This window comes from Streptomyces olivaceus, from assembly GCF_000721235.1.
Lineage (GTDB): Bacteria > Actinomycetota > Actinomycetes > Streptomycetales > Streptomycetaceae > Streptomyces > Streptomyces olivaceus.
On sequence record NZ_JOFH01000024.1, the window covers coordinates 79,712 to 103,745 of the forward strand.

The 24,034-nt window shown below is 73.1% G+C and carries 19 protein-coding genes; 10 read left to right on the forward strand and 9 right to left on the reverse strand.

Annotated features, from left to right (window positions below; genetic code table 11):
• Positions 1-14 precede the first annotated feature (14 nt).
• The 5 genes from IG94_RS0125705 to IG94_RS0125725 all read right to left on the reverse strand — a co-directional run bounded on the left by IG94_RS0125705 (position 15) and on the right by IG94_RS0125725 (position 6,931).
• Positions 15-1,160 (reverse strand): aromatic ring-hydroxylating oxygenase subunit alpha, encoded by a 1,146-nt coding sequence (locus tag IG94_RS0125705; protein WP_031041728.1) that lies wholly within the window; start codon positions 1,158-1,160, stop codon positions 15-17.
• On the reverse strand, positions 1,157-2,305 hold the full coding sequence (gene solA, locus IG94_RS0125710; protein ID WP_031041733.1) for an N-methyl-L-tryptophan oxidase: 1,149 nt from the start codon (positions 2,303-2,305) through the stop codon (positions 1,157-1,159). The genes IG94_RS0125705 and solA overlap by 4 nt, the downstream gene beginning before the upstream one ends.
• 20 nt (positions 2,306-2,325) lie before the next feature.
• Complete coding sequence (locus tag IG94_RS0125715; protein ID WP_031041738.1) at positions 2,326-4,785, reverse strand: GcvT family protein; 2,460 nt, start codon at positions 4,783-4,785, stop codon at positions 2,326-2,328.
• Positions 4,782-5,867 carry an S-(hydroxymethyl)mycothiol dehydrogenase gene (locus tag IG94_RS0125720; protein WP_031041742.1) on the reverse strand — a complete coding sequence of 362 codons (1,086 nt, stop codon included), beginning with the start codon at positions 5,865-5,867 and terminating at the stop codon, positions 4,782-4,784. Before IG94_RS0125720 ends, IG94_RS0125715 begins: the two co-directional genes overlap by 4 nt.
• 239 nt (positions 5,868-6,106) lie before the next feature.
• Positions 6,107-6,931: an IclR family transcriptional regulator gene (locus tag IG94_RS0125725; RefSeq protein WP_031041743.1), complete on the reverse strand. Its 825-nt coding sequence runs from the start codon at positions 6,929-6,931 to the stop codon at positions 6,107-6,109.
• Positions 6,932-7,130: 199 nt separating this feature from the next.
• Between IG94_RS0125725 and IG94_RS0125730 the strand changes: the two genes are divergently transcribed.
• The gene (locus IG94_RS0125730) at positions 7,131-7,481 is read left to right on the forward strand and encodes a bifunctional 3-phenylpropionate/cinnamic acid dioxygenase ferredoxin subunit (protein ID WP_051159888.1); all 351 of its coding nucleotides are present in this window, start codon (positions 7,131-7,133) and stop codon (positions 7,479-7,481) included.
• Positions 7,478-8,680, forward strand: coding sequence for an NAD(P)/FAD-dependent oxidoreductase (locus tag IG94_RS0125735; RefSeq protein ID WP_043484541.1), 1,203 nt, complete (start codon positions 7,478-7,480; stop codon positions 8,678-8,680). Before IG94_RS0125730 ends, IG94_RS0125735 begins: the two co-directional genes overlap by 4 nt.
• 161 nt (positions 8,681-8,841) lie before the next feature.
• On the opposite strand, the gene IG94_RS0125740 is transcribed toward IG94_RS0125735, so the two are convergent.
• The gene (locus tag IG94_RS0125740) at positions 8,842-9,375 is read right to left on the reverse strand and encodes a hypothetical protein (RefSeq protein WP_078536067.1); all 534 of its coding nucleotides are present in this window, start codon (positions 9,373-9,375) and stop codon (positions 8,842-8,844) included.
• 420 nt (positions 9,376-9,795) lie between these two features.
• Here IG94_RS0125740 and IG94_RS0125745 point away from each other — a divergent pair, with 420 nt between their 5' ends.
• From IG94_RS0125745 to IG94_RS0125770, 6 genes are all read left to right on the forward strand, one after another.
• Complete coding sequence (locus IG94_RS0125745) at positions 9,796-12,708, forward strand: sensor histidine kinase (RefSeq protein ID WP_078892421.1); 2,913 nt, start codon at positions 9,796-9,798, stop codon at positions 12,706-12,708.
• Positions 12,705-13,139, forward strand: a complete 435-nt coding sequence (locus IG94_RS0125750; protein ID WP_031041767.1) for a roadblock/LC7 domain-containing protein — start codon at positions 12,705-12,707, stop codon at positions 13,137-13,139. The genes IG94_RS0125745 and IG94_RS0125750 overlap by 4 nt, the downstream gene beginning before the upstream one ends.
• Positions 13,140-13,149: 10 nt before the next feature.
• The gene (locus IG94_RS0125755; protein ID WP_031041772.1) at positions 13,150-13,545 is read left to right on the forward strand and encodes a DUF742 domain-containing protein; all 396 of its coding nucleotides are present in this window, start codon (positions 13,150-13,152) and stop codon (positions 13,543-13,545) included.
• A gap of 64 nt (positions 13,546-13,609) precedes the next feature.
• Positions 13,610-14,215, forward strand: coding sequence for a GTP-binding protein (locus IG94_RS0125760; protein WP_031041777.1), 606 nt, complete (start codon positions 13,610-13,612; stop codon positions 14,213-14,215).
• Positions 14,216-14,319: 104 nt separating this feature from the next.
• The gene (locus IG94_RS0125765; RefSeq protein ID WP_031041780.1) at positions 14,320-15,129 is read left to right on the forward strand and encodes a M15 family metallopeptidase; all 810 of its coding nucleotides are present in this window, start codon (positions 14,320-14,322) and stop codon (positions 15,127-15,129) included.
• Between the two features lie 47 nt (positions 15,130-15,176).
• Positions 15,177-15,713: an NUDIX domain-containing protein gene (locus IG94_RS0125770; protein ID WP_031041783.1), complete on the forward strand. Its 537-nt coding sequence runs from the start codon at positions 15,177-15,179 to the stop codon at positions 15,711-15,713.
• On the opposite strand, the gene IG94_RS0125775 is transcribed toward IG94_RS0125770, so the two are convergent.
• A complete protein-coding gene (locus IG94_RS0125775) occupies positions 15,704-18,079 on the reverse strand; it encodes a glycoside hydrolase family 31 protein (RefSeq protein ID WP_031041785.1) in 2,376 nt (791 codons plus the stop codon). The two genes, IG94_RS0125770 and IG94_RS0125775, sit on opposite strands and share 10 nt — an antisense overlap.
• Before the next feature lie 211 nt (positions 18,080-18,290).
• Between IG94_RS0125775 and IG94_RS0125780 the strand changes: the two genes are divergently transcribed.
• Both IG94_RS0125780 and IG94_RS0125785 read left to right on the forward strand, forming a co-directional pair.
• Complete coding sequence (locus IG94_RS0125780) at positions 18,291-20,267, forward strand: acetoacetate--CoA ligase (protein WP_031041788.1); 1,977 nt, start codon at positions 18,291-18,293, stop codon at positions 20,265-20,267.
• A 123-nt stretch (positions 20,268-20,390) separates the two neighbouring features.
• Entirely contained in the window at positions 20,391-21,317 is a 927-nt protein-coding gene (locus tag IG94_RS0125785; RefSeq protein ID WP_031041791.1) for a hypothetical protein, read from the forward strand.
• Positions 21,318-21,395: 78 nt separating this feature from the next.
• Here IG94_RS0125785 and ptsP read toward each other — a convergent pair whose 3' ends face one another.
• Positions 21,396-23,066, reverse strand: a complete 1,671-nt coding sequence (ptsP, locus tag IG94_RS0125790; RefSeq protein ID WP_031041793.1) for a phosphoenolpyruvate--protein phosphotransferase — start codon at positions 23,064-23,066, stop codon at positions 21,396-21,398.
• A gap of 86 nt (positions 23,067-23,152) precedes the next feature.
• Positions 23,153-23,602, reverse strand: a complete 450-nt coding sequence (locus tag IG94_RS0125795) for a PTS sugar transporter subunit IIA (RefSeq protein ID WP_031041796.1) — start codon at positions 23,600-23,602, stop codon at positions 23,153-23,155.
• Positions 23,603-24,034: the final 432 nt, after the last annotated feature.

A 24,034-nucleotide genomic window follows, 5' to 3' on the forward strand; every position in this document is an offset into this window, starting at 1 on the left:
CCAAACGACACCCCCTAGACGGTACCGCCGCCGGCCGGACCCGCGCCGAGCCGGTCGAGCAGCCACTGGTGGAACATGCCGATGTGGTGCTCGGTCGGCACCAGCACCCCGCCCGCCCGGTAGGCGCGGGACGCCATGGCCGGCTGGGTCCGCTCGCAGGCCGCGAAGTCCTGGGTGTTGACGCGGTGGAACAGCTCGACCGACTTCGACAGGTCGGCCCCGGAGGCCACCACCTCGGGCGCGTACAGCCAGTCGCACTCGACGACCGTGCGGTCCTCGGCCAGCGGGAACATCCGGTGCAGGATCACGTGGTCCGGCACGAGGTTCACGAAGACCGTCGGCCGCACGGTGACGGCGTAGTAGCGGCGGTCCCGGCCGTCCGGCACCTCGGGCAGCCGGCCGAAGCCCTCGCTGCCGTCCACCGTGAAACCCCGCACCTCCTCGCCGAACTCGGCGCCGTGGCCCACGTAGTACTGCGCCGCGTAGCCGTCGGCGAACTCCGGCAGGACGTCCGTGAGTTCGGGGTGGATGGTCGCGCAGTGGTAGCACTCCATGAAGTTCTCGACGATCAGCTTCCAGTTGGCCCGCACCTCGTACCGGACGCGCCGGCCGAGCGCGAGGCCCTCGGTGCCGTACGCCTCGACGGCGGCCGGGTCGCCGAGCCGTTCGACGACCGCGCCGCGCACCGTCTCCTCGAAGGAGGGCGGCTCCTCGGCCAGGCACACCCAGGCGTAGCCGAGCCACTCGCGCAACGCGACCTCGACCAGGCCGTACTCGGACCGGTCGACGTCCGGCATCTTCGTCAGGTTCGGCGCGGCGACCAGCCTGCCGTCGAGGTCGTACGTCCACGCGTGGTACGGGCACTGGAGGGTGCGGCGCACCTCGCCGGACTCCTCCAGGCAGAGCCGGGCGCCGCGGTGCCGGCAGATGTTGAGGAACGCGCGCAGCCCACCGGTGCGGGTCCGGGTGACGAGCACGTTCTCGCGGCCGACCTGCACGGTGCGGAAGGCGCCGGGCCGTTCGAGGTCCGCGGCGCGTACGGCGCAGAACCACATCGCCTCGAAGACGTGCCGCTGTTCCTGGCGGAAGACCTCCGGATCGGTGTAGTAGCGGCCCGGAAGCGTCGCGATGAGGCTCGGGGGCACGGGCGTCGTCGTCATGTGCGTACTCCTCGGGCGGGATCGAAGAGGCCGATGGGGTGCGCGGTGGTGCCGGTCAGGGCCAGGTCGGCGAGGATCTCTCCGACGACGGGCACGAACTTGAACCCGTGGCCGGAGAAGCCGCACGCCACGGTCACCGAGCCGGGGTGCGCCGGGTGCCGGGCGATGACGAAGTGCTCATCGGGCGTGGTGGTGTACATGCAGGTCGCGGCCTTGCGGAAGGCGCCGGGCAGGTCCGGGATGCGGCCGGACATGTGATCCGCCATGTCCTGGACCTCGTGCGTGTGCACGGTGCGGTCGATGGTCTCGGGCGTCGTGTCGCTCCCCTTGCGGAAGAAGGCGACCTTGGCGCCGTCGTCGGGACCGTCGATGGCGGGGAAGCCGTAGACTTGGACGCCGGCCGGGTCCTCCCACACGTAGATCGGCTGGTTCGCGGGACGGAAGGCGTCGATGCCGCCGCGCGGCTGGAACCAGTACATGACCTGCCGCTCCACCGTGAACGGCACACCGAGGTCGGCGAGCAGCCGCGGCGCCCACGCCCCGGGGCAGACCACCAGATGGGACGCCGTGTAGGTGTTCTCCGCGGTGTGCACCCGCACGCCGTCCCGGTACGGCTCCCAGCGGGTCATCGGTTCGTCGAAGTGCAGGTCGGCGCCCTGGCGGGTGGCGAGCTGGAGGTGGGCGGCGACGGTGTTCTCGGGGCGCAGAAGACCGGCCCCGGCCTCGTACAGGGCGACCTCGTCGTCCGCCGGGGCGAGCGTCGGGAAGCGGCGGCGGATCTCCCGGGCGTCCAGCATCTCGTGCGGCAGGTCCCACTCACGCGCCGAGCGCAGTGACCCGGAGACGGTCCAGGAGTCCGGGCGTCCGACCATCACCCCGCCGCAGAGCAGGGCGATCTCGCGGCCGGTGGCCCGCTCCAGGTCCTCGTACAGCTCGTAGGAGCGCAGCAGCAGGGGCACGTACGCCGGGTCCTCGAAGTACGACTGCCGGGTGATCCGCGAACCGCCGTGGCTGGAGCCCCGGTTGTGCACCGGGCCGAACTTCTCCAGGCCCAGCACGCGGACGCCGCGCGCGGAGAGGTGATGGGCGGCGGCGCTGCCCATGCCGCCGAGACCGATGACGATCACGTCGTAGGTGGGGGACAACTCGGAGCCTCCTGGGGCGGTCAACGGCGGATGCGGGTCATCTCGGGGTCGAACAGCGGCTCTTCGGTGACCGTGGCGGGCACCTTCTCGCCGAAGTACTCCACGTGCACACCGCTGCCGGTGGACACGGAGGCCGGGAGCCAGGCGTACGCCACGCAGCGGCCGAGCGTGTAGCCGTACGACGCGCTGGTCACATACCCGGCGGGCGACCCGTCCACGTACACCGGTTCCCTGCCGAGGACCACGGCCGCCGGGTCGTCGAGCAGGAGGGGCGTCAGCCGCCGGCCGGGCCCGCCCGCGCGCTCCAGGGCGGCCCTGCCGACGAAGTCCGCCTTGGCCATACGGACCGCGAAGCCGACGCCCGCCTCGTAGGGGTTGTCCTCGTCGGTCATGTCCGTGCCCCAGGCCCGGTACCCCTTCTCCAGCCGCAGCGAGTTGAAGGCGGACCGCCCGGCCGCGACCACGCCGAGTCCGCGCCCGGCCTCCCACAGCGTGTCCCAGAGCCTGAGGCCCAGGTCGGCGGTGGTGTACAGCTCCCAGCCCAGCTCGCCGACGTAGCTCAGGCGCAGCGCGGTGACCGGGACATGGCCGACGTACGTCTCCCTGGCGCGGAAGTAGCCGAACGCCTCGTGCGAGAAGTCGTCCGGCGTCAGCGGCTGCACGAGGTCGCGCGCGAGCGGCCCCCATACTCCGACGCAGCAGGTGCCCGAGGTGATGTCCCTGACGTGCACGCCGTCCGACGCGTGGCGCAGCAGGTGGTCGAGGTCGGCGGGGGAGTTGGCGCCGACCTGGAAGCGCTCGGGCGCGAGACGGGCGACGGTGAGGTCGGAGCGGATGCCGCCCCGCTCGTCGAGCAGGAGCGTGTAGGTGACGGCGCCGGGCTTCTTGCGGAGGTTGTTGCTGGTCATACGGTCGAGGAAGTCGAGGGCGCCGGGGCCGGTGACCTCCAGGCGGCGCAGCGGGGTCATGTCGTACAGGGCGACCCGCTCCCGGGTGGCGCGTGCCTCGGCCGCCGCGATCGGGGACCAGTGCCGGGCCGACCAGGCGTCGCGGGCGGGGAGCCGCGCCTCCTCCGCCGCGGCGAGGGCGGCGTTCGCCCCGTACCAGTGCGGGCGCTCCCAGCCGCCGCCCTCCAGGAAGTACGCGCCGAGCTGCTGCTGACGCGCGTGGAAGGGGCTGACCCTGAGCGGACGCGGCCGTTCCATCGGCTGGAGGGGGTGGATGACGTCGTACACCTCGGCGAACTGCTGCGCACCGCGCTCGCGGAGGTACGCCGGTGAGCGCTGCGCCTCCTCGAACCGCGTGAGGTCGCACTCGTGCACGTCGAGCGACGGCCGCCCGTCCACCATCCACTCGGCGACGGCCCTGGCCACCCCGGCCGAGTGGGTCACCCACACCGCCTCGGCCAGCCAGAAGCCCCGCAGCGTGCGGGACTCGCCGATGACCGGCATGCCGTCCGGGGTGAATGAGAAGACGCCGTTGAACCCCGAGTCGATCTCGGCCTCGCGCAGGGCGGGCATCAGCCGCCGGCACTCCTCCCAGCTCGGCGCCCAGTCCTCGGGGGTGAAGGGGTACGAGGACGGCATGTCCATGTCCCGGGCGCGGGACTCGTCGTAGCCGGGCACGGCGAACGGGTCCACGGGCAGCGGACGGTGGGCGTAGGAGCCGATGCCCAGGCGGTCGCCGTGCTCACGGAAGTACAGGTCGCGGTCCTGGAAGCGGAGGATCGGTTTCGTGGCCTCGGCGGTGGCGCCGCGCAGGCCGGGCAGCGGGCCGGTCCGCGCGTACTGGTGGGCCAGCGGTTGCAGGGGGACGTCCACACCGGCCATCCGCCCGACGACCGGCCCCCAGAAGCCGGCGGCGCAGACGACGTGGTCGGCGGGGAAGGCGCCCCGGTCGGTGACGACCGCCGTGACCCTGCCGTCCTCCCGCTCGATGCCGGTGACCGTGTGCCGGTCCAGGGCGCGGGCGCCGCGCGCGGTGGCGCGGTCCAGCTGGGCACGGGAGGCGTGCAGGGCGCGGGCCAGGCCGTCCTCGGGGGTGTGGAAGCCGCCGAGGACCACCGACTCGTCGAGGAGCGGCCACAGTTCCCTGCAGCGGGCCGCGCCGACGATCTCCCCGCGCACGCCCCAGGAGGCTGCGTACCCGGCCCTGCGGTGGAGGTCGGCGAGGCGTTCCGGGGTGGTCGCCAGCTCCAGGCCGCCCACCTGCTGGAAACACGGCACGCCGTCCGCGGTGAGCGAGGCGAACTTCTCGACGGTGTACCGGGCGAAGGCGGTGAGGGTACGGGACGGGCTGGTCCGGAAGACGAGGCCGGGCGCGTGCGAGCTGGAGCCGCCGGGGGCGGGGAGCGGGCCCTGTTCGAGGACCGTCACGTCGGTCCAGCCGCGGGCGGTCAGCTCGTCGGCCAGCGAGCAGCCCACGATGCCGGCGCCGATGACGACCACACGGGGCGGACGGGCGGGGGCACGGTCGCTCACAGGACCACCACCGAGCGCAGTACTTCACCGCGGTGCATCTTGGCGAAGGCCTCCTCGACCCGGTCCAGCGTCGTCGTCTCCGAGACGAAGGCGCCGAGGTCCAGCAGTCCGTAGAGGTACTGGTCGATCAGGAACGGGAAGTCGCGGCTGGGCAGGCAGTCGCCGTACCAGGAGGACTTGATCGCGCCGCCGCGCGAGAACACGTCGGTGAGCGGGAGTTCGATCGCGGTGCCCGGTGTCGGCACCCCGACCTGGACCAGTACGCCCGCGTGGTCGCGCATGTAGAACGCCTGACGGAACGTCTCCGGGAGCCCCACGGCGTCGATCGCGAGGTCCACGCCGTGGCCGTCGGTGAGGGCGCGGACCGCCGCCACGGGGTCGGTGCCCCGGGAGTCGACGGTGTGCGTGGCGCCGAACCGCTCCGCCCGGTCCAGTTTCCGGCCGTCCACGTCGATGGCGATGATCTTCATGGCGCCGTTCAGGGCCGCCCCCGCGATCGCCGCGGCGCCGACGCCGCCGCAGCCGACGACGGCGACCGAGTCGCCCCGGCCCACCGCACCGGTGTTGGCGGCGGCACCGTAACCGGCCATCACCCCGCAGCCGACGAGCCCGGCGGCCTCGGGCCGGGCGGCGGGGTCGACCTTCACCGCCTGGCCCGCGGCGACCAGCGTCTTCTCGGCGAAGGCGCCGATGCCGAGGGCGCCGGTCAGCGGGGTGCCGTCCAGCAGGGTCATCGGCCGCGCGGCGTTCCGGGAGTCGAAGCAGTACCAGGGGCGGCCGCGCCGGCAGGACCGGCAGCCCCCGCAGGGCGCCCGCCAGGCCAGCACCACGTAGTCGCCCGGGGCCAGACCGGAGACACCCGCACCGACGGCCTCGATCGTGCCCGCCGCCTCGTGGCCCAGCAGGAACGGGAAGTCGTCGTTGATCGCGCCCTCCCGGTAGTGCAGGTCCGTGTGGCAGACCCCGCAGGCCTGCACCGCGACCAGCACCTCGCCGGGCCCCGGGTCCGGGACGACGATCGTCTGCACCTCGACGGGTGCGCCCCTCTTCACAGCGACTGCGGCACGGACCTCGTGTGGCACGACCAGCTCCTCTGCTGTTGCGCATTGCACGATGGGTTGCGCGATGAGGAACATAGTGGGAACGCCATCAAGTGGCCGTCAAGAGGTACGGGTCAACCCGCGGCGAAAGGAACGCGAAGGCTGAAATCCGCCGACGGCCGCGACCGGCGCACGGCGCGGCGCGGGGGCGGCGGGCCCTCCCCGAGTCCGCCGCCCCCGCGCCGCGCCGCCGTCCGCCCGCGCCGTCCCGCGGCGCCGGATCAGTCGCCGTAGCCCATCCGGCGGGACAGCTCGACCCCCGCCGCCAGGGTGCGCGTGGCGAGGTCGGGCAGCCGGTCCGGCGTCAGCCGGTACACCGGTCCGGAGACGCTGATCGACGCGATCACCTTGCCGTCGTGGGACCGCACGGGCGCCGCCACGGCCGCCAGCCCGATCTCCAGCTCCTCCTCGGTGATCGCGTAGCCCTGACCGGCCACGGTCTCCAGCACACCCCGCAGTACCGCCGCGCCGGTGACGGTGTGCTCGGTGAACCGGTGCAGCGGGCGGGCCAGCAACCCCTCCCGCAGGGTCGACGGCAGATGGGCGAGCAGCACCTTGCCGCTGGCGGTGGCGTGCAGCGGGGTCCGCCGGCCGAGCCAGTTCTGGGCCGTCACCGAGGCGGTGCCCCGGGCCTGCATGACGTTGACCGCGGCGTCGTCGTCCAGGACCGCGATGTTCGCCGTCTCGCCCAGCTCGTCCGCGAGTTCCCGGCAGACCGGCACGCCCTCCTGCGAGATGTCCAGCCGCACTGCCGCCGCCCCCGCGAGACGCAGTACGCCGGCACCCAGGTAGTACTTGCCGCGCTCCTTCTCCTGGGCCACCAGGCCGCGGTTCTCCAGCACCCCGAGCAGCCGGAACGCGGTGGACTTGTGCACCTCCAGTTCGTCGGCGATCTCGGTGACCCCCGCCTCGCCGTGCCGGGCGAGGATCTCCAGCACGCTCACGGCGCGGTCCACCGACTGCACGGCGCTCGCCGCCCCCCTGGTGCCCTGCCTGTTCTCCACGCGGTCCTCACCATGGTCGGGCTGCTTCTGTGTGCGGGTCATGGCTCAACTCTCACCACCTGGCGGCCTTGTTCGGGCCGCGTCTGCGGGAAGCCCTTGACGCCACGGGCGCCCGCCCGGATTCTGTTGCGCATGGCGCTCTCCAGTGCGCCATGTGAAACATCATGTTATCGAAGCGTCCGGATCCCGGAAGGGTACGCGTCGGCGCACCCGCCACAGGTTCCGGGCCGAGAGGGGACCCATGATTCCCGTCTGCCGCCTCGAAGACCTCCCCAAGGGCGAGTCCGCCCGTGTCGGGACGACTCCGCCGATCGCCGTCTTCCACACCGACGACGGCGATCTCTACGCCATCGACGACACCTGCAGCCATCAGGACGCCTCCCTCTCCGACGGCTGGCTGGAGGGCTGCCTCGTCGAATGCCCGCTGCACGCCGCCTCGTTCGACCTCAGGACCGGCCGGCCCACCTGTCTGCCCGCCCGCAGGCCCGTCCGCACCCACCGGGTCACCGTCGACGACGGCCTCGTCCACGTGCACCTCGTGGCGGAGCAGGACGCGACGGAGGACGCTTTCGAGGAGGACAGCGCCGCATGAGGACCGTCACCGTCGTAGGGGCCTCGCTCTCCGGCCTCTACGCCGCCCGGGAACTGCGGGCCCAGGGCTTCGACGGCCGACTGGTGATCGTCGGCGAGGAGACCCACGCGCCCTACGACCGGCCGCCCCTCTCCAAGGAGTACCTCACCGGCCGCGCCCCCGAGGAGGATCTGGCGCTCACCGACGCCGAGGAACACGCGGAACTGGACGCCGAGTGGCTGCTCGGTGTCCGTGCCCGGTCTCTGGACGCCCGAGGACGGACCGTGGTGCTCGGCGACGGCCGCACCGTCTCCACCGACGGCGTCGTCGTCGCCACCGGGGCCTCGGCCCGGACCCTGGGCGGCGACCGCCTGGCAGGCGTCCACACCCTGCGCACCCTGGACGACGCCCGCGCCCTGCGCGCCGAACTCACCGGGGGCGAACGCCGCGTGGTGGTCGTCGGCGGCGGTTTCGTCGGCGCGGAGACCGCCTCCTCCTGTGCCGCGCTGGGGCACACCGTCACCGTCGTCGAGGCCGCGACGCTGCCGCTCGTGCCGCAACTGGGCCCGGACATGGCCGCCGTCTGCGCCGCGCTGCACCGACGCAACGGCACGGCGCTGGTGACCGGGGCCTCCGTGTCCGCGCTGCACGGCACGACGGCCGTCACGGCGGTGGAGCTCACCGACGGCCGCGTCCTGCCCGCCGACGTGGTGGTCGTCGGCATCGGCGCCGCGCCCAACACCGCCTGGCTGGCCGGCTCGCCCCTGGCGCTGAACGACGGCGTCCTGTGCGACGACGGCTGTGCGACCTCCCTGCCGCAGGTGGTCGCCGTCGGCGACGTGGCCCGCGTCGGCGGCACACGCGCGGAGCACTGGACCTCCGCCACCCGGCAGCCCCGGGCCGCCGTGACCAACCTGCTCGCCGGGCGCACGGTCGCCGACGCGAGGTCGGTGCCCTATTTCTGGTCCGACCAGTACGGCGTCCGCCTCCAGTTCGCCGGCCGGCGGCGCGAGGGCGACAGCGTCCGGGTCACCGAGGGCCGGATCGCCGACGGCGCGCCGGGCGAGGACGGTTTCCTCGCCCGCTACGAACGGGCCGGCCGGACAACCGCCGTGCTCGCGGTGGCCCGTGCCCGTTCCTTCACGCGGGCCCGCCGCGAACTCGCCCGCGACACCCGCGAGACCCGTGAGGCCCACGAGACCCACGGAGTGCCCGCGTAGTCCGGTGCGGCGGGAGGCCGATCCGGTTCCCGCCCCGGGCCGGCCCGGCGTACACCCGGCCTGCCCCGCGGACGGCCGGGCGCGGCCGCCGCAACGAGGGCCGGAGGTGCGCTGCTGCCGCCCCGCCGTTACCGCATACGCTTGCCGCCGTGCCCGCCGGGTCAGGGATGCGACAGCTGACCCGTGCCGCCGCGCCGGCCTATCCGCTCCTGACCGCGCTCGGCGCGACGGGCCTGCCGCCTCGCCCGGCGACGCTCGCGGCGCATGGCCCGCGCGGTGCTGCTCGGCACCGACACGACACCGTGCCGCTGGTTCCAGACCTGCCGCGTCACCCACACGTCCAGCACGCCCCAGGTGGCCACCACCGTGCCCGCCACACTGCCGAGCACCATCGGGAACGCCAGCCACGACTCGGCCAGCGTGCACAGGAACGCCACCATCGCCAGGATCAGCGTCACGGCGACGACGATCACCGCGCGCACGGCCGCCGTACGCACCGGATCCGGCAACCGGCGCCGCCGCGCCGGCTCCTCGCGCCACAACGGCCGGTACGCCGCCTGCGGCTCGCGCGTCCGCGGGACCCGCCCGGCCTCCACAACCTCCCGGTCCGGGGTCTCGGAAACCACCGGCACGCTCACCTCGGACGCGTCGTCGCCCTCGGGCGCCCTGTGCCGCTCCGCCGTGCCCATCGACATGTCACTCCCCACCGCCGGCAGACAGCTCGTCCGTGTCCCACGACACGGCTCCCCCCTGACTGCCCGGCTTGCGCTGCTTTACGCCGCCCTGGAGACGGAACGCGGCTCCTGCGGCCGATTCCGCCTCCTTTCCCGCACTGAAGGACGAACGAAGGGGCCACAAGATTCCCGAAAAGACCGCGCAGTCGAAGAATTTCGGCCAATCCGCCCCTCCCGGCGGGCGGACGCGTTTCCGGTCCACCGTCGGATCCCGGTGGCAATCTCCCGCAATGAACGGACAACTGACCATCGTCCGGCACCGGAGCGGAGGTTCGAGCTCCGGACGGGTCTTCGAGTTGACCGTTGGGCAGTAGTAGGCTCGCGCCGTTTGTTGACGCACATGTGCACCCCCTGCCGGTGGGGGTCGAGCTGGGGGAGGCCATGCGCTTTCGCGGGAAGTCGATCCGCCGGAAGATTGTGGCGCTGCTCCTCGTGCCCCTGGTGGCCCTGACCGCTATCTGGGCCTTCGCCACCGTACTCACGGGACGCGAGGCGGAACGCCTCTTCAGCGTCTCGACCGTGGTCGAGGAGATCGGCTACCCCGTCGAGGACACCGTCCGCGTCCTCCAGCAGGAACGCCGCCAGACCCTCGTCCACCTGGCCGACCCGCGTGCCGCCAACGGACTCTCCGCCCTGCAGCACAGCCGCACCGCCACCGACGAGGCCGTCGCCGAGATCCGCCGCAACGCGGCCGACGCCGACGTGCGGGACGAGCTCGGCCCGGCCGAGGAGGAACGTCTCACCGCCGTGCTGGACGCCCTCGCCGGCATCGGCTCCCTGCGCAGCGGCGTCGAGGACGGCACCGTCAGCCGTGCGCAGGCCCTCAGCCTCTACAACCGCCTCGTGGACCCCTGCCACGACCTGCTCGCCAACCTTGAAGTCATCGACAACGTCGGCCTCGACAAGCAGTACCGCGCGCTCGTCAACATCTCCCGCGCCCGCGAGCTGGTCTCCCGCGAGGACGCCCTGCTCGGCTCCGCCCTGGTCGCCGGCTGGCTCAGCCGCAGCGAGATACGGGACGTCAACGACCTCGTGGCGCAGCGCACCGTGATGTACGACATCAACCTGCCGCTGCTGCCCGCCGCCGAGCGCGGCCGCTACGAGCGTTTCTGGAAGAACGCCTCCTCCGCCCCCCTCAGGAGCGCCGAGCAGGCGGTCGTCTTCTCCGAGGAGGGCAAGCCCGACGGCGTCACCGCGAAGGCCTGGGACACCGCGGCGGGCGGCGTCCTGGACGAACTCGGCGATCTCGACGACCAGGCGTCCGACCGCTACCAGGACCGGGTCGACCCGGTCGCCACCAACACCGTCGCCAAGGCCGTCGTCGCCGGAGCCCTCGGGCTGATCGCCCTGCTGTACTCCCTGTTCCTGTCGGTGCGCATCGGCCGTTCCCTCATCCGCGACCTCAAGCAGCTGCGACTTGAGGCCCTCGAGGCCTCCGGTGTCCGGCTGCCCAGCGTGATGCGCCGCCTGTCCGCGGGCGAGGAGGTCGACGTGGAGACCGAGGTGCCGCGACTGGAGTACGACAAGAACGAGATCGGCGAGGTCGGGCAGGCCCTCAACACGCTGCAGCGCGCGGCGGTGGAGGCCGCCGTCAGACAGGCCGAACTCCGCGCGGGTGTCTCCGAGGTCTTCGTCAACCTCGCGCGCCGCAGCCAGGTGCTGCTGCACAAGCAGCTCACCCTGCTCGACACCATGGAGCGCAGGACCGACGACACCGAGGAACTCGCCGACCTGTTCCGCCTGGACCACCTGACCACGCGCATGCGGCGGCACGCCGAAGGCCTCGTCATCCTCTCCGGCGCGGCACCGTCGCGGCAGTGGCGCAAGCCCGTCCAGCTCATGGACGTGGTGCGGGCGGCCGTCGCCGAGGTCGAGGACTACGAGCGCATCGAGGTGCGCAGACTCCCGCGCGTCGCCGTCACCGGACCGGCCGTCGCCGACCTCACCCACCTCGTGGCCGAACTCCTGGAGAACGCCACGGTCTTCTCGCCCCCGCACACCGCCGTACAGGTGCTGGGCCAGCGTGTCGCCAACGGCTTCACCCTGGAGATCCACGACCGCGGCCTCGGCATGGCCGCCGACGCCCTCCTGGACGCCAACCTCCGGCTCGCCGAGACACCGGAGTTCGAACTCTCCGACACCGACCGGCTCGGCCTGTACGTCGTCAGCAGGCTCGCCCAGCGGCAGAACGTCCGGGTGTCCCTCCAGCCCTCCCCGTACGGCGGCACCACGGCCGTCGTCTTCGTGCCCGACGCCCTGCTCACGGAGGACGCCCCGGACACCAACGGCGTCGGGTTCCGCCTCGACCGCCCCCAGCACGTCAGCGACAAGGAGCGGGAGGAGAGCCGCCGCGCGGCCCTCTCGCACGTGCCCGCGCGGCTGGCGGACCGGCCGGCCGCGCTGCTGGACGGCCCGGTCGAACTGGAGGCGCCCGTCGACCTGGACGCCCTCGACGACCAGGACGGCGAACGCGGCGGCCTGTTCCGGCCGCGCCGCTCACTCGTCGCGGCCGACGACCCCCCGGGCGGACGCCGGTCCGAACCCCGACACGCCGGGCCCGTCCGCGACGACGCGCCGGCGCCGGAGGCCGACGAGGCGGACGGACCCGCCGCGCTGCCCCGCCGCCGCACCCCCAAGCTGGTCAGTTCACACGGCCGCCCGGTTCCCGAACGGAGCGACCGGGAAGGGGTGGACGGGCAGCCTCCCGCGAACGGGACCGGGCCCGCGACCGCACCGCACGCGCGGGAGGACGAGTTGCCCGAACTGCCCGCCCGACGGCGCCGCGGGGACCGTCCCGGTGGACCGGGCGTCCCCGCCGGAGGCTCGTCGGAAGGCCCCGACGGCCGCGACGGCGGCCGTGACACCGACCGCGCGGAGGCCGGCGGGCTGCCGTCGCTCCCCGCCCGTCGTCGCGGCGCGTCTACCGCGCGCGGGGACACGGCGTCCGGCCGCACCGAACCCGGCGCGCTGCCCCGGCGCGTGCGGCAGGCCAGCCTCGCCCCCCAGCTCAGGCAGAGCCCCGAGCCGGCCGCCGGGGACCGCTCGGACCCCGCCGACCGCGACGCGGACGAGGTCCGCAGCCGCATGGCCTCCCTCCAGCGCGGCTGGCAGCGGGGCCGCAGGGAGAACGACGAGGGAGCCGGTGGAGTCAGGGGTGCCGGGGGAACAGGGGAAGCCGGGGAGGCCGGGGGAGAAGACGACTCCGGCAGGGCCGGTGGTACGGGCAGCACCGGCAGTACGGCACCATCAGCACCATCAGCACCACGAGGAACGAACAAGGGGGACGGTCGATGACCGCACCGAAGCCGACCGGCCACAGCGACATCAACTCCGGAGAGCTCAACTGGCTCCTCGACGACCTGGTGGACCGGGTCGCCAGCATCCGCAAGGCCGTCGTCCTGTCCGGCGACGGCCTCGCGACGGGCGTGTCCAAGGACCTGACCCGGGAGGACAGCGAGCACCTGGCCGCCGTGGCGTCCGGGTTCCACAGCCTCGCCAAGGGCGTGGGCCGGCACTTCGAGGCGGGCAGCGTCCGGCAGACGGTCGTCGAACTCGACGACGCCTTCCTGTTCGTCACGGCCGCCGGAGACGGGAGTTGCCTGGCCGTCCTGTCGGACGCCGACTCCGACGTCGGCCAGGTCGCCTACGAAATGACCCTCCTGGTCAAGCGGGTCGGCGCGCACCTGGGCACCGCGCCGCGCACCGATCTGCCCTCGGGTGGGTAAGTGGGATGACATGAGCGCAGACGGTCAGGGAAGAAACCACTGGTTCGACGACGAGGCCGGCCCCGTCGTCCGTCCGTACGCCATGACGCGCGGCCGCACCACCAGCGCGGCCCAGCACCGCCTCGACCTGATCGCGGTGGTCGTCGCCGAACCCCACGCGGACGACCCGGAGGCGGATGTCACCCTCTCCCCGGAGCACGTCGACATCGTCGCACTCTGCCGCGACACGCCGCAGTCGGTCGCCGAACTCGCCGCGGAACTCGATCTGCCCGTCGGAGTCGTAAGGGTCCTGGTCGGGGACCTCGTGGACGTCGAACTCGTCCGCGTCAACCGGCCCGTGCCCCCGGCGGAGCTGCCGGACGAGAACATCCTGCGCGACGTGATCAACGGACTGAGGGCCCTGTGAGCCGGCCCCCGGGCGTGTCGGGCGGCACCTTCGTGTCGGGCGGCACCTTAAGGAGAAGAGATCGATGATCTTCGGGCGTTCCCAGCGCGGCAAGCCGCCGGTCGAGCCCGTCACGCTGAAGATCCTGGTGGCCGGCGGCTTCGGAGTGGGCAAGACCACCCTCGTCGGTGCCGTCAGTGAGATCAGGCCGCTGCGTACGGAGGAGCTGCTCACCGAGGCCGGACGGCCCGTCGACGACGTCAGCGGCGTCGAGGGGAAGAACACCACCACGGTCGCCATGGACTTCGGGCGGATCACCCTGCGCGACGACCTGGTGCTGTACCTCTTCGGCACTCCCGGCCAGGAGCGGTTCTGGTTCATGTGGGACGAGTTGTCAGAGGGCGCCCTGGGCGCCGTCGTCCTGGCCGACACCCGGCGCCTGGAGGACTGCTTCGCCGCCGTCGACTACTTCGAGCGGCGCTCCATCCCGTTCGTCGTCGGCGTCAACTGCTTCGAGGGCGCCGCGCGCTACCCGGCCGAGACCGTGCGCCAGGCCCTCGACCTCGACGCGGACGTGCCCCTGGTGACGTGCGACGCCCGGGACCGGGAGTCCGTGAAGGACGTCCTCATCGGCGTCGTGGAGCACGCCATGACGCAGGCGGCCGACCGCCGCCGGACCGTCACCACCTGACCGGGGCGGCCGCACGGATAACCGGCGCCCGCGCGCGTGGGCGCCGCGAGCCGGCGGCCCGCCCACTTCCCCGGCGGCGCCCGGCCCTGATAGATGCAGGGAGCATGACACGACTTTCCGCCGCGTTCCGCGGCCTGGTCACCGCCTTCGCCGCCGTGCTCGCGGTCACGGCCGTCCCCGCCACCGCCCAGGCCCGGACCGAGCCGACGGCCCCCGAGGACTTCGTCGCCCTGAGAAGCGTCGACCCGACCGTCATCGAGGAGATCCGCTACTTCACCCCGCACAACTTCGTCGGCGAGCCCGTGGACGGCTACCGGCAGCCCCTGTGCATCCTCACCCGCCCCGCGGCCGAGGCCCTCCACCAGGCCCAGACCCGGCTGCTGAGCCAGGGCTACTCCCTCAAGGTCTACGACTGCTACCGGCCGCAGCGCGCCGTGGACCACTTCGTCCGCTGGGCCGAGGACCTCGACGACCAGGACATGAAGGCCGAGTTCTACCCGGACGTCGACAAGACCCGCCTGTTCGCCGACGGCTACATCGCGGAGAAGTCCGGCCACAGCCGGGGATCCACCATGGACCTCACGATCGTACGGCTCCCCGCCGAGCCCACCCGGCCGTACCGGCCGGGCGAGCCCCTGGTGCCCTGCTTCGCGCCCCAGGACGAACGCTTCCCCGACAACTCCGTCGACATGGGCACCGGCTTCGACTGCTTCGACACCCGCTCCCACACGCTCGACCCCCGCATCCAGGGCCCCCAGCGCGCCAACCGGCTCCTGCTCAAGGACACCCTTGAGGACGTCGGACTGGTGAACCTCCCCGAGGAGTGGTGGCACTTCACCTACCGGCCCGAGCCCTACCCGGACACCTACTTCGACTTCCCGGTCTCCGCGAGGTCGCTCGCGGGCCGCCGCTGACCGGCCCGCCGGAGCCGCCCCCTCCGCGATCGGATACAGTCCGCCGCGTGTCCGAAACCGAAGCCTCCGTTCCCAACTCCGCGCGGAACAGCCACTGTTCGAGCTGCGGAACGCCCTACGGAGAGGGCGTCTCCGGCTGGCCCCGCACCTGCCCCGCGTGCGGCACCGCGGCCTACCGCAACCCCCTCCCGGTCGCGGTGGCCCTCCAGCCCGTGTACGACGAACAGGGCACCGCCCTGGTCGTCATCACCCGCACCGTCGCCCCCGCGCGCGGGGGAGTCGCCCTGCCCGGCGGCTTCATCGACGACCGCGAGGACTGGCGGCAGGCCGTCGCCCGCGAACTCAAGGAGGAGACGGGCATCGACGCGGCCGGCCGCGACGTACGGCTCGCCGACGCCATGAGCTCCTCCGACGGCCACCTGCTGATCTTCGGACTGCTGCCCGAGCGGCCGGCCCAAGGCCTGCCGCCCTCCGCGGCCACCGACGAGACCGACGGGTGGCACCTCCTGCGCAGGGCAGGGGAACTCGCCTTCCCGCTGCACACCGCGGCCGTACGGGCGTTCTTCGAGGGCCGCTACATCTGAGCCGGCCGCTCCGCCAGCCCCCGCACGCGCACCGGGCGGGACGGCACGCCCAAGCCGTCCTCGCCCTCGCGCTCCACGACCACCCGCCGCCCCTCCCAGCGCGACACGTACCGTTCGATCTCCGGTTCCGCCCAGCCGTCGCCCGCGTCCGGCACGACCAGCCCCTCGCCGATCCGCCCCCGCGCGGGTGCCCACACCTCCAGCTCCACCGCGCCGCCCTCTCCGCGCACCGGCACTACGGCTCCCGCGCGCGCGAACACCGGTATCCGCTCCGGCGGAGCCTCGACCACCACCCGCGCGGGACCCTCGTACGCCCGCTCCGTCGCCACGTCGTACCAGCGCCCGCGCGGCAACCGCACCGCCCGCCGCTCCACCCCCGGATCGAGCACCGGCGCCACCAGCAGCGAGTCGCCCAGCAGAAACGCGTCCTCGCAGTCCCGCAGCGCGCGGTCCTCGGGCGCCGACCACCACAGAGGACGCACATAGGGCGCACCCGTACGCCGCGCCAGATGCGCCAGCGTCACGAAGTACGGCCGCAGCCGCCGCCGTTCGTCGAGCGCCGCGCGCGCGTGCTCCAGCACCCCGGGCCCGAACCCCCACGGCTCCCGTCGCCCGGCCCGCCGCCCGCCACCCGTCCGCAGCAGCGGCAGCCGGGCCGCCAGTTGCAGCCACCGCAGATAGAGCTCCGGCGACGGACTGCCGTCGCAGCCGCCCACGTCCGTCCCCGAGTACGGCACTCCGCACAACCCGAGCCCCACCACCAGCCCCAGCGACGCCCGCAGCGCGCTCCAGCCCGTACCCACGTCGCCCGACCACGCGCCGCCGTAGCGCTGCATGCCGGCCCAGCCCGAGCGCGACAGCACGAACGGCCGCTCGTCGGGCGCCAGAGCCCGCAGCCCCTCGTAACCGGCCCGCGCCATGCACAACGCGTACACGTTGTGCGCCTCCCGGTGGTCGGCGCCGCCCGCAGGTCCGTGCCGCGCCGACCGCGGCAGCGTCGCCTCCCCGAAGGCCGCGAACGACGTGGGCGCGTCCAGGTCGTGCCAGACCCCGGCGAAACCCCGCCCGAGCCGCTCCTCGTAGAGACCGCCCCACCACTCGCGCACCTCCGCGCGCGTGAAGTCCGGGAACACCACGTCCCCCGGCCGCCCCACACCGCGGACCACCCGCCCCGAGGCGCCCCGCACGAACACGTCCTCGCGCGCACCGCCGTCGTACACGGCGTCGCCCGGCACGACCGCGACCGCGGGCTCGACGACCGACACCAGCCGGATCCCGTCCCGCCGCAGCTCGTCGGCGAGGACGGACAGCTTGGGGAACCGCTCCTCGTCGACGGTGAACACCCGCCGCGCGTCCGCGTGACCGATGCCCAGATGGACCGCCTCCAACGGCAGATCGCGCTCCTGGAAGCCGGCGGCGACCCGCCGCACCTCCTGCTCGTCACCGGAGCCCCACCACCCGTGATGGTGACCGAGCGCCCACGACGGCGGCAGCGCCGGCGCGCCGGTCAGCGACGCCCAGGCGAGCAGCACCCGCGCGGGGGTGCCCACCGTCACCCAGCACCGCAGCGCGCCGCCGTCCATCCGCAGCACGCTCCGCCCCGGCCGGTCGTGCCCGGACCCGGCACCCTCCTCGCCCTCCCGCAGCGCCACCGTGCCGTCCCAGGAAGTGTCGTAGAAGACCAGATGCGTCCCCGCGTCGGCCACCACCACCTGCACCGGCATCGTCACGGACGGCCGGTCCGCGCCCGTCGCGAACGGCCCGCCGGGACCGGCGTTCCACAAGCGGTACGTACCCGTCCGCAGCCGCGGCCCCGCCGCCCGGCCACCGAGACCGAAGAACCGGGCGTCGGCCGCCACCTCCGAGCGCTGCGTCCAGCGCGCCGGCCCGCCGCCCACCGGCTCCCACCAGCGCGGCGGCAGCTCACGGCGCAGCACCACACCCCCGGGCGTACGGACCTCGATCGCCCCGTGCCGGGACACGGCCACCGTCGCCCGCTCCGCCACCACCCGCCAGCCGCCGTCCTTGTCGGGTTCCAGCACCGCCCGCGGATCCGGCTCCGGACAGCGGCCCGCCAGCGCGTACGACGGCTCGGGACCGGCCCCGTCCCAGCCCCAGAAGACCGCCCCGTTCACCGCGACGAGAACGCGCAGCTCGGAGCGGCCGAAGCGGACGACACCGCCCCCGGGACCCGGCTCCACCTCACGCACCGGCCCCGGCACCCGGGCCCGCTCCGCACCCCGCCGCGGCAGTACGGCGGCGTCGGCACGCCGGTGGCGCCACGCCGCCCGAACCGAACGCAACCCCTGCGCCGCCCCCGCAGAACCGACCGACTTCACCGAACGCACCAGGTCACGACCGTCCATAGTGATCACCTTGCCACCGACCACCGCGCGCCGGGGCGTCGTTCAACTGCCGTTCACCCGCGACCGGAGCACATCTTCATGACACCGCCCTGTGAGGTGGGCCCTGGTGCGGAAGTCGATCACATGGCATCGTCCCTGTCAGCCGCGTCCCGCGCACACCCCAGCCCATGGGCCCGGGACGCACACGAAGCGCACAGCCCGGGAGCCGCCGATGTCGACCGTGAACCCCCAGCCGCTCTGGCAGCCCGACGCACAGCGCGTCGCCCGGGCGCGGATCACCGAGTTCCAGACCTGGGCCGCGCGACACCACGGAGCGCCCGCCGACGGCGGCTACGCCACCCTGCACCGATGGTCCGTCGACGCCCCGGAGACGTTCTGGCAGGCCGTCACGGAGTGGTTCGACGTACGCTTCTCCACCCCGTACGCGCGCGTACTCGGCGACGCCGCCATGCCCGGCGCCCAGTGGTTCCCGGGCGCCACTCTGAACTACGCCGAACACGCTCTGCGCGCGGCGGACACCCGGGCCGGCGAACCGGCCCTGCTGCACGTCGACGAGACCCACGAACCCCGCCCCGTCACCTGGGCCGAACTGCGCCGCCAGGTCGGCTCCCTCGCCGCCGAACTGCGTGCCCTCGGCGTGCGCCCCGGCGACCGCGTCAGCGGCTACCTCCCCAACGTCCCCGAGGCCGTCGTCGCCCTCCTCGCCACGGCAGCCGTCGGCGGAGTGTGGACCTCCTGCGCCCCCGACTTCGGCGCCCGCAGCGTCCTCGACCGCTTCCAGCAGGTCGAACCCGTCGTCCTCTTCACCGTCGACGGCTACCGCTACGGCGGCAAGGAACACGACCGCCGCGACACCGTCGCCGAACTCCGCCGCGAACTGCCCACCCTCCGCGCGGTCGTCCACATCCCGCTCCTCGGCACCGACACACCCGAGGGAGCGCTGCACTGGGACACGCTGACGGCCGCCGACACCGAGCCGGTCTTCGAGCAGGTGCCCTTCGACCACCCTCTGTGGGTGCTCTACTCCTCCGGCACCACCGGCCTGCCCAAGGCCATCGTCCAGTCCCAGGGCGGCATCCTCGTCGAACACCTCAAGCAGCTCGGCCTGCACTGCGACCTCGGCCCCGAGGACCGCTTCTTCTGGTACACCTCGACCGGCTGGATGATGTGGAACTTCCTCGTCTCCGGCCTGCTCACCGGCACCACGATCATCCTCTACGACGGCAGCCCCGGCTTCCCGGCCACGGACGCCCAGTGGCGCGTCGCCGAACGCACCGGCGCCACGCTCTTCGGCACCTCGGCCGCCTACGTCATGGCCTGCCGCAAAGCGGACGTCCACCCGGCCCGCGACCACGACCTCACCAGGATCCAGTGCGTCGCCACCACCGGCTCCCCGCTGCCGCCCGACGGCTTCCGCTGGCTGCACGACGAGTTCGCCGCGGCCGGCGCCGACCTGTGGATCGCCTCGGTCAGCGGCGGCACCGACGTCTGCTCCTGCTTCGCCGGCGCCGTCCCCACCCTGCCCGTGCACATCGGCGAACTCCAGGCGCCGGGCCTCGGCACCGACCTCCAGGCCTGGGACCCCGACGGGAACCCCCTCACCGACGAGGTCGGCGAGCTGGTCGTCACCAAGCCCATGCCCTCGATGCCGATCCGCTTCTGGAACGACCCCGACGGCAGCCGCTACCACGACAGCTACTTCGACACCTACCCCGGCGTCTGGCGGCACGGCGACTGGATCACCCTCACCTCACGCGGCTCCGTCGTCATCCACGGCCGCTCCGACTCCACCCTCAACCGGCAGGGCGTCCGCATGGGCTCGGCCGACATCTACGAAGCCGTCGAACGCCTCCCCGAGATCAGGGAATCCCTGGTCATCGGAGTCGAACAGCCCGACGGCGGCTACTGGATGCCCCTGTTCGTGCACCTGGCCCCCGGAGCCGCCCTCGACGAGGACCTGCTCGACCGCATCAAACGGACCATCCGCGCCCAGCTCTCCCCGCGCCACGTCCCCGACGAGGTCATCGAGGTACCCGGCATCCCGCACACCCTGACCGGCAAACGCATCGAGGTCCCCGTCAAGCGCCTCCTCCAGGGCACCCCGCTCGACAAGGCCGTCAACCCGGGCTCCATCGACAACCTCGACCTGCTCCACTTCTACGAGGAACTCGCCCGCAAGCGCACCTGACCAGGCCCTTGCCCCCCCCTGGCCGCCCCACACGGCGGCCGGGCGCCGCCCCCTGCCGCACGCCGTTGTCAGTGCCTCCGATTACTGTGAGTGAGCATTGATCAACCGCGCACAGGGGGAAACATGGCGCACACCGACCAGACCGGGAAGACCAGCCGGACCAGCCGGACCGACCGGACCACGCGACGCGTCCTGCGTCGCGAGATCGCGGGCACCATCGGCCTGCTCACCGACGAACACGACTTCCGCACCATGCGGCGCTACCGCAGCTTCACCTTCCAGGACCACGCCGCCTACCTGCACCAGATCGAAGCCCTCCTGAGGGAACGCGCGACACAGGGCAGCCACACCACGATCGCCCTGTTCGACCCCGAGGAGTACGCCGACTACTGCGCCAAGGCGGGCCTCGACCCCGACGCCCCCGCCAGCCGCACCCGCTTCACGGCCGAACTAGCCGCCCACGGCCCCTCCGTGCCGTACGAGGGCCAGCCCCTCACCGACCTCGTCCCGGCCCTCGTCGACGAAGCGGTCCGGCAGGCCACCTGGGAGTACGCGGCCACCCTGCTCGCCCGCCTCGGCAGGTGCAGCACCTGCGGCGAAGACCTCGGCCGAGCCGCCTTCACCCGCGCCTCGAGCCTCCTGGCCCGCGTCCTCGACACGGCCCCGGCCGGCAACCGGCACCTGGTCTGCAGCGTCTCCCGCTCCCCGGAGAACCTCCTCTCCGTCCTCCACGCCGACGACAGCGCCGACGGCATCCCGGACATCGACGAGGCCGAGGCCCTCGAATTCACCAGCGTCCTCGCCCTCGGCCTCGCCACCCACAGCCCCGGAGGCCTCGTCATGCGGATCAGCCCGCCGAGCGGCCCCGACCGCATCCACGGCTGGCGCCTGCGGGGATACGGGTTCGAGCCCCTCACCGCCGGCGAGGTCTTCGACGCCTACTGCACGGATGTCGAGAACGGCGACCTCATCTCCCCGGAGTCCAACGTCGACTACTGTGCCCCGCCCGACCTCGGAGACCAGCACCTGCCGCCGGGACACCACCACTGAACGGTGAACGACCGCGGGGCGCCCCACCCGAAGGTGGAACGCCCCGCACCCGACACCCACGGCACTCGCGCCCGGCCGCTACTCGCCGGACAGCACCGCCTGTGCGGCGCCGCGCGCCTCGTCGGCACTGTCCGCGGCCCGGGCGGCGGCAGCGGCGCGCTCGCACTGCGCCAGCGTGAACTTCGCCAGGGTCGCCCGCACATACGGCAGCGACGCCGCACCCATCGACAGGGAGGTGACACCGAGCCCGGTCAGCACACACGCCAGCAGCGGATCCGACGCGGCCTCACCGCAGACACCGCAGCTCTTGCCCTCGGCCTTCGCCGCCTCGGCCGACAGCGCGACCAGGTCGAGCAGCGCCGGCTGCCAGGGGTCCTGCAGCCGGGACACGGCGCCCACCTGACGGTCGGCGGCGAAGGTGTACTGCGCGAGGTCGTTGGTCCCCAGCGACAGGAACTCGACCTCCTGCAGCACCGAACGCGCCCGCAGCGCCGCCGACGGGATCTCCACCATGGCACCGAACTTCGCCCGCAGCCCGGCCTCGCGGCACGCGTCCGCGAATGCCTTCGCATCCGCCCGGTCCGCCACCATCGGGGCCATGACCTCAAGGTAGACCGGCAGTCCGTCCGACGCCTTCGCCAGGGCCGTCAGCTGCGTACGCAGTACGTCGGGGTGGTCGAGCAGCGTCCGCAGACCCCGCACGCCCAGCGCGGGGTTGGGCTCGTCGCCCGGGGTCAGGAAGTCGAGCGGCTTGTCCGCCCCGGCGTCCAGCACGCGCACGACGACCCGGCCCTCCGGGAACGCTTCGAGCACCTGCCGGTAGGCGCTGATCTGCTTCTCCTCCGACGGCGCGTTCTCGCTGTCGTCGAGGAAGAGGAACTCGGTCCGGAACAGACCGACGCCCTCGGCCTCCGCCTCGACGGCCGCGGGCACGTCGGCCGGACCGCCGATGTTCGCCAGCAGCGGCACCTTGTGCCCGTCCGAAGTGGCACCCGGGCCGGTCGCGGCGGCCAGCGCGGCCTTCTGCTCGGCCGCCTCGGCCGCGAGCCGTGTCCTCTTCTCCTCGTCGGGATTGACGAAGATGTCACCGGTGCTGCCGTCCACGGCGACCACCGTGCCCTCGGGAATCTCCCCGGCGCCCGGCAGCGCCACCACGGCGGGTACACCGAGCGCCCGCGCCAGAATCGCGCTGTGGCTGGTGGGCCCGCCCTCCTCGGTGACGAAGCCCAGCACGAGCGTCGGGTCGAGGAGCGCGGTGTCCGCGGGCGCCAGGTCCCGCGCGATGAGCACATACGGTTCGTCGCTGTCCGGAACCCCGGGCATCGGCACGCCCAGCAGCCGGGCGACGATACGATTCCGCACGTCGTCCAGGTCCGCCACCCGCCCGGCCAGGTACTCACCGGCGCCGGCCAGCAGGGCCCGGTACGCGGCGAAGGCGTCGTACACCGCGCGCTCGGCCGTGCTCCCGACGGTGATCCGCCGCTCCACGTCTGCCAGCAGCTCGGGATCCTGGGCCATCATGGCCTGGGCCTCGAGTACCGCCTGTGCCTCGCCGCCGGCCAGATTGCCGCGCGCGATCAGATCGGCGGCCACGGCTTCCACGGCCTGGCGGGCGCGGCCCTGCTCACGCTCGGCGTCCTCGGCCGGGATCTGCTTGGCGGGCGGTTCCAGTACCGCCGTACCCATGTGCCGAACCTCGCCGATCGCCACTCCGTGGCTCACGCCGACGCCTCGCAGCGTTGTCTCCATCTCACCCGTCCCGATCGTGCGACGGGTCCCGCCGCCGCAGTGGTTGTCCTACCAGCCGCAGATGCCGCCGTAGCGCGGCACCGGCGTCACTTCCAGAGGAAGAGGCTCTCGCCGGCCGTCACGTCGCCGTCCTCGCGGACGTCGGTGAGGGCCTCGGCCGTCGCTTCCAGGGCCACGACCGGGCAGATCGGCGACTTGCCCGCGGCCTCGACGGCGGCGGGGTCCCAGCGCACCACCGCCTGTCCGCGCGCGACGGTGTCGCCCTTGTTCACGAGCAGCTGGAAACCTTCGCCGTTGAGCTGGACGGTGTCGATGCCGAGATGGGTCAGCACGCCGTGCCCGCCCTCGTCGACCACGACGAAGGCGTGCGGGTGCAGGGAAACGATGACACCGTCGACGGGCGCGACGGCCTCCGACGGCTGCCGCACCGGGTCGATGGCCGTGCCGGGGCCGACCATGGCCCCGGAGAAGACGGGATCGGGCACCGCGGCCAGGCCGATGGCGCGTCCTGCGAGCGGGGACGAGACGGTGGTCATGGGAAGCCTCTCGGGGCGGGGGTCTGGCGGGGGGTCTGTACGGGCCGTCGCTGCCTGTCCCGGACGGCGCACTGGGCAGCAGCGTATGACATGGGAAGTCCCGGTTCCGCATGAGCGGTCCGAATAGAGGTCTAGACCACATCCGCAACCGGATTTGCTCTCACTCAACGGCCCCGTGTACAGTCTCCACTCCTGCCTGAGGGTGAGCGACGCGAAGCAAAGCGTCCTTGCCGCAGCAGTACCCAACTCGTCGGATCCCGTTACTGGATCTCCTTCCGCATGCCTGCGGGAGGGTGGTCAGAAGGACCGGGAAAGCCTGATAAAGTTGGAAACACCGAAGGGAAGCGCCCGGAGGAAAGCCCGAGAGGGTGAGTACAAAGGAAGCGTCCGTTCCTTGAGAACTCAACAGCGTGCCAAAAGTCAACGCCAGAT